At 67.9% G+C, this 12,201-nt stretch carries 13 protein-coding genes; 1 reads left to right on the top strand and 12 read right to left on the bottom strand.

Annotation, left to right across the window (positions count from 1 at the left end):
• Nucleotides 1–92 precede the first annotated feature (92 nt).
• Nucleotides 93–659 carry an RBBP9/YdeN family alpha/beta hydrolase gene (locus tag ACNFIA_RS09410; protein ID WP_416784314.1) on the bottom strand — a complete coding sequence of 189 codons (567 nt, stop codon included), beginning with the start codon at nt 657–659 and terminating at the stop codon, nt 93–95.
• Nucleotides 660–1,001: 342 nt separating this feature from the next.
• On the opposite strand from ACNFIA_RS09410, the gene ACNFIA_RS09405 reads away from it, so the two are divergent.
• Entirely contained in the window at nt 1,002–2,006 is a 1,005-nt protein-coding gene (locus ACNFIA_RS09405) for an AraC family transcriptional regulator (RefSeq protein WP_259759670.1), read from the top strand.
• A 194-nt stretch (nt 2,007–2,200) separates the two neighbouring features.
• Here the strand turns inward: ACNFIA_RS09405 and ACNFIA_RS09400 are convergent, their stop codons facing one another.
• The 11 genes from ACNFIA_RS09400 to ACNFIA_RS09350 all read right to left on the bottom strand — a co-directional run bounded on the left by ACNFIA_RS09400 (nt 2,201) and on the right by ACNFIA_RS09350 (nt 12,119).
• A complete protein-coding gene (locus ACNFIA_RS09400; RefSeq protein ID WP_259755401.1) occupies nt 2,201–3,211 on the bottom strand; it encodes a YeiH family protein in 1,011 nt (336 codons plus the stop codon).
• Entirely contained in the window at nt 3,208–3,534 is a 327-nt protein-coding gene (locus ACNFIA_RS09395; protein ID WP_416784312.1) for a Rieske (2Fe-2S) protein, read from the bottom strand. Before ACNFIA_RS09395 ends, ACNFIA_RS09400 begins: the two co-directional genes overlap by 4 nt.
• The gene (locus ACNFIA_RS09390) at nt 3,531–4,196 is read right to left on the bottom strand and encodes a DsbA family protein (RefSeq protein ID WP_416784310.1); all 666 of its coding nucleotides are present in this window, start codon (nt 4,194–4,196) and stop codon (nt 3,531–3,533) included. The genes ACNFIA_RS09395 and ACNFIA_RS09390 overlap by 4 nt, the downstream gene beginning before the upstream one ends.
• On the bottom strand, nt 4,196–5,485 hold the full coding sequence (locus tag ACNFIA_RS09385; protein WP_416784308.1) for an MFS transporter: 1,290 nt from the start codon (nt 5,483–5,485) through the stop codon (nt 4,196–4,198). The genes ACNFIA_RS09390 and ACNFIA_RS09385 overlap by 1 nt, the downstream gene beginning before the upstream one ends.
• Nucleotides 5,486–5,705: 220 nt before the next feature.
• The gene (locus tag ACNFIA_RS09380; protein ID WP_259755406.1) at nt 5,706–6,758 is read right to left on the bottom strand and encodes a 3-keto-5-aminohexanoate cleavage protein; all 1,053 of its coding nucleotides are present in this window, start codon (nt 6,756–6,758) and stop codon (nt 5,706–5,708) included.
• Nucleotides 6,759–6,802: 44 nt separating this feature from the next.
• A complete protein-coding gene (locus tag ACNFIA_RS09375; RefSeq protein ID WP_416784305.1) occupies nt 6,803–7,651 on the bottom strand; it encodes a TauD/TfdA dioxygenase family protein in 849 nt (282 codons plus the stop codon).
• 10 nt (nt 7,652–7,661) lie between these two features.
• The gene (locus tag ACNFIA_RS09370; protein WP_416784304.1) at nt 7,662–8,642 is read right to left on the bottom strand and encodes a quinone oxidoreductase family protein; all 981 of its coding nucleotides are present in this window, start codon (nt 8,640–8,642) and stop codon (nt 7,662–7,664) included.
• 709 nt (nt 8,643–9,351) lie between these two features.
• Nucleotides 9,352–10,023 carry a DUF3313 domain-containing protein gene (locus ACNFIA_RS09365; RefSeq protein ID WP_416784302.1) on the bottom strand — a complete coding sequence of 224 codons (672 nt, stop codon included), beginning with the start codon at nt 10,021–10,023 and terminating at the stop codon, nt 9,352–9,354.
• Between the two features lie 135 nt (nt 10,024–10,158).
• Nucleotides 10,159–11,118, bottom strand: coding sequence for an HlyD family secretion protein (locus ACNFIA_RS09360; protein ID WP_259755410.1), 960 nt, complete (start codon nt 11,116–11,118; stop codon nt 10,159–10,161).
• 3 nt (nt 11,119–11,121) lie between these two features.
• A complete protein-coding gene (locus ACNFIA_RS09355; RefSeq protein WP_259755411.1) occupies nt 11,122–11,490 on the bottom strand; it encodes a DUF3302 domain-containing protein in 369 nt (122 codons plus the stop codon).
• Nucleotides 11,491–11,894: 404 nt separating this feature from the next.
• Entirely contained in the window at nt 11,895–12,119 is a 225-nt protein-coding gene (locus ACNFIA_RS09350; RefSeq protein ID WP_416784299.1) for a hypothetical protein, read from the bottom strand.
• Nucleotides 12,120–12,201 lie beyond the last annotated feature (82 nt).

The raw sequence follows: 12,201 nt of genomic DNA, 5'->3' as shown, positions 1-12,201 counted from the left end.
CCGGGCCCGTCCCGCGGCCCCTCCCCCCTGCGCCGGAGCGCACGGGGGCCTGCCCCGGCGCGAACGCCGGAGCCGGAGGTTGCTCGGTTGGATCAGGTATCCAGCAGCTGGATCAGCTCGTCGGCCTGGGGCCAGTCGCCGTATCCGGAGGCCGGGTTGAGATGGCCGACGCGGCCCAGCTCCACCACGCTGGCTCGCCAGTGGCGGGCCATGCGCTGCACGGCTTCGGGCGTCGCCAGCGGGTCGTTGTCGCTGCAGGCCACCAGCGCCGGGAATGGCAGCGGCTCCAGCGGCAGCGGCGCCCAGCCCATTTCGGCCAGCACCTCGGGCTTGGGGTAATGGGCCGGCCAGTCGCCGTCCAGGTCTGGCGGGGTGGCCAGCAGCGCACCCTTGATCGGCCGGCTGTAGCGCGCCGCCCAGTGGGCGACCATCAGCACACCGGCGCTGTGGGCGACCAGGATCACCTCGCCGTCGATGCTCTGCAGCTCGCGCTGGATGGCCTCGACGCGGGCGTCCAGGTCCAGCTTGTTCTCGGTCAGCGGCGGTACGCAGCGGACATTGGGCAAGCGATGCTGGAGCAGGGTCTGCCAGTGCTCGGCGACGTGGTCGCGCAGGCCGGGGACCAGGAGGACGGTGGTGGAGGAGTTGTTGTGGCTCACCGGTTCACCTTTGGGTGATTTCGAACTTGTTGGACAGACAGTAGAGCCGCACCGGTGGCAGTGCTTTGCATTGAGCGTCAGGCACTTCGCATTTGGTGACAGGCCCCGGCCAGCCTGCTGTCCCGCCGTGCCCACGGCATTCGGGCGTAGCGGGACGCACGGCGCATTCCAGAGCGGCGCAGGCACTGGCCGAAGTGAGAACTTTCGTACACGATTGGTTACAGCTGTCGCTAGAATCAGAGGTCATCGACCCAGCAGCGTGCACTCCCCTCGCCAGGCGTCCCCGGACCCTGCCGGCGCGGAGCCCCACAAGAACAAGAAGGCGATTCCCGCATGACCCCCATGGTTCGCATTGCGGCCCTCACCAACTACCTGGAAGTGGCCCGACACCTGGGCCTCAACCCGCAGCAGCAACTGAGCGCGGTGGGCCTTTCCCAATCCATGCTTGAGCACCCGGAGCAGCGCATCCCCGTCTCCACCGCGGTGACCCTGCTGGAGGAATCGGCGCGCATCAGCGGTTGCGAAACCTTCGGCCTGCGCATGGCCGAATCGCGCCAGCTCGCCGATTTCGGCGTGATCAGCCTGCTGCTGTCGCACCAGGCGACCCTGCGCGAGGCGATGGACACCATCATCCGCTACCGCCACCTGCTCAACGAATCCCTGGCGCTGTACGTGGACCAGGAAGGCAAGCTGGCGATCCTGCGCGAAGAACTCCTCACGGTGCCGCCGATGCCCATGCGCCAGGGGTTGGAGCTGGCCCTGGGGACCCTTTACCGGCTCTGCGCCGCCCTTCTCGGCCCGCACTGGCGGCCGGTCAGCGTGAACTTCAGCCACGACGCCCCGGCGGACCTGCAGGTGCATCGCCGGTTGTTCGGCTGCAAGATCGAATTCGGCAGCGAGTTCAACGGCATCGTCATCCCCGCCGCCGACCTCGACGCCGCCAACCCCATGGCCGACCCGGCCATGGCCCGGCACGCGCGCAGCTTCGTCGACTCCCTGCCCGGCGCCACCGACGGCAGCACGCTGAACGAGGTGCGCAAGTCCATCTACCTGCTGCTGCCCATGGGGCGCGCGACCATCGAGCAGATCGCCCAGTCGCTGGGCCTGAACGTGCGCACGCTGCAACGGCGGCTGGAGGACAACGGCGTGACCTTCTCCGACCTGATCAACGAGGTCCGGCGCGAGCTGGTACTGCGCTACATGGAAAACCCCCGCTATTCCCTGGGACGCATCGCCGATCTGCTGGGGTATTCGATGCCCAGCTCCTTCACCCGCTGGTTCGCCGTGCAATACGGCATGTCGCCGGCGGCGTGGCGCAAGGAGCATCTGGGGAGGGAGACGGAGTGAGTGCCTCCTGAGAGGAACGATGCCGTGCGGTTCGCGAGCAAGCTCGCTCCTACAAGGTGAACTTCGGTGTGCTCTTCGCAGGAGCGAGGGGGACGCCATCGTTATTGCTCCTGAACCCACTCGAAACGCCGGCCCTGCCGGCGGATCGCGGGCATGGCCCGCTCCTACAGGTCGGCGCCGGTACGTAGGGCGGATCAACCGGCGAAGCGCAACATCCCCAGCACCAGCACCGCCAGGAACGCCGTCTCCCCCAGCATCAACAGGATCGGCTTGATCCCCACCGTCGCCAGCGCGCGCAGCTGGGTCTTCATGCCCAGCGCCGCGATGGCGATCACCAGGCACCACTGCGAGAGCTTGCCGCCCGCCAGCTGTACCGCCGGCGGCAGGTAACCGGTGCTGTTCACCGCCGCCAGCAGCACGAAGCCCACGGCGAACCACGGCAGCAGTGGCGGACGCTTGTCGCCCGGCTCCACGCCACGGGCGCGGGTGATCATCGCCGCGCAGAGGATCACCGGCAGCAGCATCGCCACGCGCATCAGCTTGACCACCGTGGCGCTGTCGCCGACCTCCTTGGAAATGCTGTAGCCGGCGCCCACCACCTGGGCCACGTCGTGGATGGTGCCGCCAAGGAAGATGCCCGCCTGCAGCGGCGGCAGGCCCAGCGCCTTGACGATCATCGGGTAGAGGATCATCGCCAGGGTCGACAGCGCCGACACCCCGAGCACGGTGAACAGCGTGGCCTTCTCCTTCTGCGTGTGGGCCGGCAGGGCCGCTGCCAGTGCCAGCGCCGCCGAGGCGCCGCAGATGGCGGTGGCGCCACCGGTGAGCAGCCCGAAGAGGAAGTTGAAGCCCATGGCGCGGGCCGCGGCGATGGACACCAGGATGGTCACCGTCACCAGCACCACCACCATGATCACCGGCTGCCAGCCCAGCTCGGCGATCTGCCCGAAGGTGATGCGGATGCCCAGCAGCGCCACGCCCAGGCGCAGGATTTCGCGGGCGGTGAATTCGATGCCGGCCTTGCACACGCTGTCGGCGGAGAGGAAGTTCATCGCCAGCCCAAGCAGCAGCGCGAACAGCATCACCGGCGCGCCGTAGTGCTCGGAGAGAAAGGTCGCGGCAGCAGCCACCATGGCGCTGACCAGCAGGCCGGGCAGCAGGGTTCGGCTGCGCGAGCCAAGGGCCGTGAGGGTCAGCGTGGTCATGCCGGCACCTCCTGCCGCGCCGCCACAACGTAGCAGGCATCGGCGCGCCACTCGATCTCGTAGCGCTTCAGTCCGAAGCCCTTGATGCCGGCGGGGCAACCCGTGGCAAGATCGAAACGCAAACCGTGGGCCGGGCACTGCAGCCAGCGGCCGTCCAGGCGTCCACTGAACAGCGAGGCGCCGGCGTGGGGGCAACGGTCGTCGATGGCGTGCAGTTCGCCGTCGATATCGAACAGCAGGATGATGCCTTTCTCGTGATGGATCAGACTGCGCCCACCGCGCGCCGGCAGGCGCTCGGCGGGAATACGGATCGAGCAGCTCATGCCGGGATCGCCTCCGGGTGCTGGCGATCCATCGCTCGATGGAGGGCCGCCAGCAGCTGCTCCGGGCTCTGCCCGCCGAGGGCGAAGGCGCGGCCTTCGAGGAGGAACATCGGCACGCTGGAATCGGCCAGCGCCACGCGGCGGCCGATGAACTGGCGCGCGCCATCGGCCAGGGCGTCGTCGAAATCGGCGACGTTGAAATCGCAGGCGCGCAGCAGGCGACACAGGGTGTCGCGGTTTCCGATGTCCGCGCCCAGCTGGAAGTGCGCGCGGAAGATCATCTCCAGCAGCTGTTCCTTCTGGTTGTCGCTGCCCACGTGCACCGCCCGCTGGAACACCCGGTGCGCATAGGTGGTGTTGGGCATGGTGAGGATGCGTTCGAGGTCCAGGTCGACCTTGGCGGCCTCGGCCGCGCGGCGCACTTCACCCATGCGCGCCCGCACGGCGCGCTTGCCGCCCAGGCGGCGCTGGTAGAACTCGGCGAAGGGCTCGCCGTCCAGGGAAATCTGCGGCAGCAGTTGCAGGCCGAGCCAGTTCACCCGCACGTGCAGCTCGGGGCGCTGGCGAGCCAGCAGGCGCAACGCGACGTCGAGGTTGCGCTTGCCGATCAGGCACCAGGGGCAGATGAAGTCGAAGGTCATGTCGAGGTTGAGAGTCGGCATCACGCGCCCTCCTCTTCGCCGCGCAGGCGGCGGATATCGCGGTGGTAGTGGCGCCGGGCGTAGAGGAAGACCAGCGCGGCGAGAATGCTCAGCAGCGGGACCAGCTGGAAGGCGCGGTCCAGCCCGAGGTGGTCGGCCAGCACGCCGGTGAGCAGCGGGCCGGGCGCCAGACCCAGCAGGTTGTTGGCCAGGGTCAGGGTGGCGAAGGCGGTGCCGTGCACGGCCGGCGCGGTGAGGTTGGCGACCATGGCGCCGGACGGCCCGGAGGTGCCGGCGGCAACCAGCATGCCCAGGGCGATCAGGCTCAGTTGCGCGGTGCCCGGCGGCAGGTGGAAGGCCACCGACAGCAGCAAGCAGCTGGCCAGGCAGAAACCGATGGCGAGAATGATCTTGCGCGGCGGGTCGCTGCGCCCCAGGCGGTCGCAGAGGATGCCGCAGAGCACCATGCCGCTGCCGCCGACCAGCACGATGACCGCGGAGATCATCCCGGCCTTGCCGGTGTCCAGGTGGTAGTAGCGGTTCAGGTAGCTGGGGATCCATACCATCACCGCGGCGGCGACGAACAGCTGCAGGCCGCTGCCCAGGTACGCGGCGATCACCGAGCGGCTACCGAACAGGCTGCGCAGCGAGCGGCCGCCGGCCTGGCGCGGCGCCTCGGCGGCGGCCACCGGGGCAATGCGCTTCTCGCTCACCACCAGCGGGTAGAGCAGCGCCAGCAGCAGGCCGAACAGCGCCATGCCGGCGAAGGCCCAGCGCCAGCCCAGGTGCGCGGCGAGTACGCCGCCCAGGCCCATGCCCAGCACCGAGCCGAACATCCCGCCGGCCATGAAGGCGCCGGTCAGGGTGGCGCGCAGGTGCGCCGGGAAGACCGAGATGACCACAGCGATGCCGACGCTGCCGTAGGCGGCCTCGCCGACGCCGACGAAGAAGCGCGCGGCGAACATCTGCGGGAAGGTCTGCGCCACAGCGCAGCCCAGGGTGGCGAGGCTCCAGAGCATGGCCATCAGCGCCAGGCTGCGCACGCGCCCCCAGCGGTCGGCGAGCAGCGACAGCGGGAACGTCAGCAGGCCGACCATCACCGCGACGATGCCGCTGAGCAGGCCGAGCTGCGCATCGCTCAGGGCCCATTCGACCTTGAGCAGCGGGAAGACGGCATTGAGCACCTGGCGCGACATGTAATCGGAGATCAGCAGGCCGAAGGTCAGGGCGAACACCACCCAGGCGTAGCGGCGCGGCACGCTGGGCACGGTGGCAGGGATGTCGCCCAGGGCGACGGAGTGGATGGCCATGGTGCTAGCTCTCCAGGTGAGTGGGTGGATTCTTGTTGTTTTGGGTTGTGGATCAGCCCCTCTCCCTAACCCTTTCCCTGAAGGGAGAGGGGACCGTTCGGCGCAGGAGGAAACCATCGCGTCAGCCGGCACGGACAGCTCCCTCTCCCTTCGGAGCGGGGCGCGCAGCCAGGGCTGGGGAGAGGGCCGTTATCAGCCGTCTCTGGTTACAGCCAATCTGTCACGCGCGAAGCGGGACGGACTTCTGGCCCGGCTGGCGGTTGGGCGCCATGCCGTTCATGCGCAGGGTTTGCTCGACGCTGTCGTACTGCACGCCGATCTTGTAGATGGCGCGCGCTTCCTTGCCGTTGGCGACCTCGCGGCCCAGCTCGTGGGCGACGCGGACGCACTGCTGGATCTGCTCCACCGAGGTCATGCGCTGGCCGTGCTGGCCGATGATGGTGTCCTCGATGCCGCAACGCGGGTGCAGCCCCATGGCCATCGCCATCATGTTGAACGGCAGGACGTTCTTGAGCAGCGACTCGGCGGTGACGGTGGCGCCGTCCGGTGCGCGGTGCACGAAGTTCATGAAGTTGAACGGGTTGGGGCCGTCGAAGCCGCCGCCGATGCCGATCCAGGTCAGGTTCAGCGGGCCCTTGTAGACGCCCTTGCGCACCAGGCGCTCGAGGGTTTCCAGGGCGTGCATGCCGGTGAGCTGGAAGTGCGGCTGGATGCCGGCGGCCTGCAGGCGCTTCAAGTGCTCCTCGACCCAGGCCGGGCCGGCCGGCACGGTCATCTCGCTGTAGGCCGCCTGGTACAACGGGTTCTCCAGGGAGGTGCCCTTGAGGTACTCCGGGTAGAGCAGCTCCATGATGTTCATTTGCGTGGTGTTGATCGCCACGGTCACCTGGTCGGGCTTGGGCGTCAGCTCGGCGAGCATGTGGCGGGTGTCGTCGGACAGCCACTTGGCGGCTTCGCCGTCGCTTTCGGGGGCGAAGGAAATCGAGCCGCCGACCTGGATGATCATGTCCGGCACGGCTTCGCGCACGCCGGCGATCAGCTCGTTGAACTTGGACAGGCGCTTGGAACCCTTGCCGTCCAGCTCGCGCACGTGCAGGTGGAGCACGGTGGCGCCGGCTTCGTAGCAGTCGACGGCCTTCTGGACCTGCTCGTCCATGGTCACCGGGATGTCCTCGGGGAAGTCCTCGGGCATCCATTCCGGGCCGTAGGGAGCGGTGGTGATGACCACCTTGTCCTGGTTCTCGGGGTGCAGCGAATCGTCGAAGAATTGCATGTCGGTCTCCGTAATTGTTCTTGTCGGGCTCTGGGTGCAGAGGGTCAGAAAGGCTTGTCGCCGATGATCCCGGCGCGCTCCATGCGGCGCACGCAGGGCGGGTAGTCCATCACCGCGTAGTGCTGGGTACAGCGGTTGTCCCAGATCGCCACGTCGTTCCTCTTCCAGCGCCAGCGCACCTGGAATTCGGGGATGTACACCTGGCTCACCAGGTAGCGCAGCAGGTCGGCCGCGCCGGGGTTGGCGTCCTGGCCGAAGCGCACGTTCTGCGGGGTGTGGTAGTTGGTGAAGTGGGTGGTGAAGGCGTTGACGAACAGCACCTTCTCGCCGGTTTCCGGATGGGTACGCACCACCGGGTGCTCGGCGTCGGGGTACAGCGCCTTGAGCGCCAGGCGCTTGTCGATGGGCATGGCCGCGCCGAAGCTGGCCTCGATGCTGTGGCGCGCGCGCAGCTTGGCGATGCGCTCCTTGATCTCAGTCGGGAGCATCTCGTAGGCCAGGGCCATGTTCGCCCACATGGTGTCGCCGCCCACCGGCGGGCATTCCACGCAGCGCAGGACGCAGCCCATGGGCGGCGCCTCGCGCCAGGTGGCGTCGGTGTGCCAGGCGTTCTCGTAGCGGTCGTTGGGCAGGTCCGGGGTCTTGTAGATGCGCACCAGGCCCGGATGCTCCGGGTCGCTGCCGGCCACCGGGTGGTCTTCCAGCTCGCCGAAGCGACGGGCGAAGGCCACGTGCTCGGCGCGGCTGATGTCCTGGTCACGCAGGAACAGCACCTTGTGCTTGAGCAACAGCTCGCGCAGTGCGGCGAACAGTCCTTCGTCGCGGGAGGCGTCGCCCAGGTTCACCCCGGAGATTTCGGCGCCGATGCTGCAGGTCAGACGTTCTACGTGCATGGCGGCGCCCTCAGATGACGAAGATCGACGAGCCGGTGGTCTTGCGCGACTCGAGGTCGCGGTGGGCTTGCACGGCGTCCGCCAGCGCGTAGTGCTGGTTGATCTCGATGCGGATGTCGCCGTTGCCCACGTGGGTGAACAGCTCGTCCAGCAGTGCCGCCTTCTCCGCCGGGTCGGCGATGTAGTCGGCCAGGGCCGGGCGAGTGAGGAAGATCGAGCCCTTCATCGCCAGCAGCACCGGGTCGAACGGCGGGATCGGGCCGGACGCGGTGCCGACGCAGACCATCAGGCCACGGCGCTTGAGCGACTCCAGGGAAGTCATGAAGGTGTCCTTGCCGACGCTGTCGAAGACCACGTCCACGCCCCGCCCGTCGGTCAGCTCGCGCACCCGCTCGGCAACGCCTTCCCGGCTGTAGTTGATGACGTGTTCGCAGCCGTGGGCGAACGCGATCTCGGCCTTGGCGTCGCTGGAGACGGTGCCGATCACGCGCAGGCCGAGCAGCTTGGCCCACTGCGAGACGATCAGCCCGACACCGCCGGCAGCGGCGTGCAGCAGGATGCTCTGGCCCGGCTTGAAGTCGTGGATGCGGCGCAGCAGGTAGGCCGAGGTCAGGCCGCGCATGGTCATGGCGGCGGCGGTTTCGAAGGCGATGTTCTCCGGCAGGCGGATCAGCGGCGCCGCCGGCACCAGGCGCTCGGTGCTGTAGGCGCCGAGGGTGTTGATGAAGCCGGTGTAGGTCACGCGGTCGCCGGGCACCACGTTGGTCACGCCCTCGCCCACCGCCACCACCACGCCGGCGGCTTCCACGCCCATGCCGCTGGGCAGCGGGACGGCGTAGGTGCCATTGCGGAAGTAGGTATCGGCATAGTTCAGGCCCACCGCCACATGGCGGAGGCGCACTTGCCCCGGGCCGGGCTCGCCGACCTCCACGTCCTCGTAACGCAGGACGTCGGGTCCCCCTGTTTCATAGAAACGAACGGCTTTGGCCATGGCCGGAATCTCCAGTTGTCTTGTTGTCGTGGGCGCTTTCGTTTGGAGCGGGCAAGCGCCTTTGAGCGGACAATAGGCAGGGGCCGGTCGGGAAGCTTCACATCGTGCGACAGGGGCTTTTCATTTCATGACAGGGCCGGTACGGCGTGGCCTGGGCGCCGTACCGGCCCTGTAGGAGCGGGCCATGCCCGCGATCCGCCGCCAGGGCCGGCGTCTCTGTCCCGCCAGCGCACGCCACCGGCTTTCCCCGGTCGCCTTGCGGGCCGCCGCGGAGGACTTCGCGGACAAGGTCCGCTCCTACGTTGTAAGCAGCCTGCGATGACCCTCATGCAACGGTGTTTCCCTGTAGGAGCGGGCCATGCCCGCGATCCGCCGGCAGGGCCGGCGTCCGGCCTGCGGGGCCATTCGTTGGTTTCGCCTGGCGCTCCGCAGCTGCCGCTCGGACTTCGCGGACAAGGTCCGCTCCTACCGACGACTTCAGCGCAAGCGGCGGCCCTCTCCCTAGCCCTCTCCCTGAAGGGAGAGGGGACTGAATCGGTGCCGGCTGAAACTGTGGCGTCAGCCGGCTCGGATACTCCCTCTCCCTTCAGGGAGAGGGAGCCGTCCGTACCGGCCGACGTCTTGGTCCCCACCTGCACCATACGTCCCAACACCCGCCCGAAAAGAAAAAGGGCCGCCAATTGGCAGCCCTTCCCCTTCACCAGGCGGCCTACTTCAGCTCGCGCAATTTGCTGTAGGTCAGGCGCATGTCACGGGCCCAGCCGTCGAGCACGCCCTTGAAGTCGCCGGCGGTCATGGCCTGGGTGTCGTTTTCCAGCGCGTGCCCGGTACCCTTGCGCACCACCTGGGCGACCACGCGGCTGGAGGGGCCGTCGAGAATCGCGGCTTCGGTGCCGATCTGGGTGTCCTGGTCGCGGATGCCGGTGGCGGTGCTGACGCCGGCGGCGATCAGGGCGATCGGGATCACCTCATAGGGCTTGAGCGACTGGGTGTGGCTGCTCACCGCGGTGATCGCCGGGCGCAGCACCAGGGTGCCCGGGCCGGGCTTGTCGACCACCTGCAGCACCTGGCCCAGCTCGCGGCGCAGCGCCTTGTCGTAGTAGTCGGTGATCTGCGTCATGGTCGCCTGCGAGAGCTGCTCGGTGGCCTTGGGCGCGGGGTAGAACTGCGAACGCTCGATGACGATGCTGCGGTAGTTCATCAGGTTCAGCGTGGGATCGACCCAGGCCAGCACCTTGTTGCCCGAGGCGTTTTCCTGCTCGGTGAGACGGGAGTAGTCATACAGGAAGCCGGAGTATTCCTCCGGCTGGACCTGCTTTTCCGCGCAGCCTTGCAGCAATGGCAACAGCAGGAGGGACAACAACGCGACATAGGACTTCATAGGGTTCTCCGGTTGAGATATCGATGTCGCCAGGTTGTACGGCAGGAGACTGCGCTACCCCCTCCCCCGCGTTGTTTCGCGTGCCGGCGAGCGCCCGCACGCTGGCGCCCCGGTGGGGCGCCGCAATGCTCGCCATCAGTGGAACGGGAAGATGTAGTTCATCCAGGCCGCCATGCGCAGAAGGATCTTGCGCATGATCGCCACATGGTGGAAATGCTCGCTGTAGAGCGCCGCCTGGCCATAGGCGCCACCGGGCATCAGCGAGGCGTAGGGGGCGAATTTCGGGTCGGTGATCTCGATGATCACCGGCACCCGCCCCGGCGGTGGCGAGCCGCTGTAGCTGATCAGCGTGCCCGACGGCTGCACCTGGCCCTCGCCGATCACCGCGATGACCTGCTTGACCTTGCCGGCGAAGACCTCGCCAGGGATGCCATCGAACGCCACCTCGGCCTCGTCGCCTACGCTCAGGCGCAACTGGCTGTTCTGGCGCATCCACGCGGTGAAGTACGGCCCCTCTTCCGGCACGAAGACCATCGACGGGCGCAGCGGCAGCCGGGTCGCCATCATCCCCGGGCGCAACGACACGTGGGTGACGAAGCCGCGCGACGGCGCACGCACCACGGTGTTGTCCAGCTCGAACTGGGCCAGGCCCTGCTGCGCCGTGAGGTCGTCCACGCGGGCGGTAGTCAGGTCGACGTCGCGCTTGTTGCCGACGTTGCGCACGGCCAGCTCGCGGGCGCGGGCCTGGTCGGCGCGCGCCGACACCAGCTGCGCCTTGATCGAGTCCAGCTTCAGCTGGAAGGGCTTGGGATCGATGCGGAACAGCACCGCGCCCTTCTCGATCATCTCGTTGCCCTTCACCGGCACCTCCACCACCTGCCCGGTGACCACCGGGATCACCGGCGTGGTGACGAAGTAGGTACGCGCCACCTCGGAGTACGGGTGGTTGTAGTTCATGGTGAAGATCAGCGCGCCGATGATGATCACCCCGCCGAGCACGGCGGTGGGCACGGTCCACTTGTTCAGCGGGATGCGGAAGATCTTGAAGATGGCGATGCAGATGGCGGCATAGGTGAGGATCAGCAACAGGTCCATGACTCAGCCCTCCCCGCCCGGTTGAGTGGTTGCCGGTGCGGCGGGCGCGCCGGTGCGGCCCTCCAGCACGTCCAGGCGCTGGCGCAGCTCGGCCAGTTGCTGCTCCAGGTACTCGGCCTCCTGCGCCGGCGTCTTGCCGTGGTGGAAGCCCCAGCCCCGGTCCTCGCGGTACAACATGGCCCAGATCCACAGGAACGGCCACAGCGCATGCAGCGTGAACAGGCTCACCCAGCCGGCCGCATGGATCGCGTCCTGGTGGGGATGGTTACGGTGTACCGCGATCTCGTAGGGAATGTCGTGCAGCACGATGATCCCGTAGAACAGTACCAATCCGACGAAGATCAGTACCCCCAGCGCAAAATAGTCAAGCATCCCGCCCTCCTAGATCCCCCCGAGCACAACGCCGGAGCGAGTTGCCTGAGTATGGTTGATCCATGGCAATCTGCACGATCGTCGAAACCTCCGTATGACGAGGGCTGCAGCCCGATCACGCGGGGAATTCGGGCGGTCGTTCCGACAGATGCGCTGGAGGCTCTGGCTCAGGTATGTGCAGGCTCTGCCGGGGAATTTTCGCTTTCGGTGGCAGGGCTGGAGAGAATCGCCCCTGGGAAGACCTGCAGCCGGAAGCCGGAAAGAGGCCATGACCACGCCTCGCCGGGGTCAACCGGCGTGAAGGGAGCTGGGCGGGTTCGCGAGCAAGCTCGCTCCTACGAAGAGCCGCACGCCTGACCTGTAGGAGCGAGCTTGCTCGCGAACCGCACCCACTCCGCCCTCCGCTAGCCGGCCCGCGCCAGGATCACCCGCGCCACCACCAGCGCCAGCACGCCGACGATGGCGAAAGCGGCAAGGGTCGCCACGCCGCCGTCGCGCTGGAGGAAGTCGGTCAACGCCGCCAGGCCCACCGCCAGGAACAGCAGCACCAGCCCGAACCACTGCAGGCGCTGGGCGCGCAGGTGCCAGGAGGCCCGCGGCGCGGTCAGGATAGTGCCCTTGTCGCTCATGACGGCATCTCCAGGGGAATGTCTCTCCACGCTAACAGGCGGCGTGCGCAGCGGCGCGGCAGCCGACAAAGGGCAGGCTCTG

Source organism: Pseudomonas sp. NY15437, assembly GCF_048068435.1.
GTDB classification, from domain to species: domain Bacteria; phylum Pseudomonadota; class Gammaproteobacteria; order Pseudomonadales; family Pseudomonadaceae; genus Pseudomonas; species Pseudomonas nitroreducens_B.
This window is presented reverse-complemented; position numbering and strand designations above follow the sequence as displayed.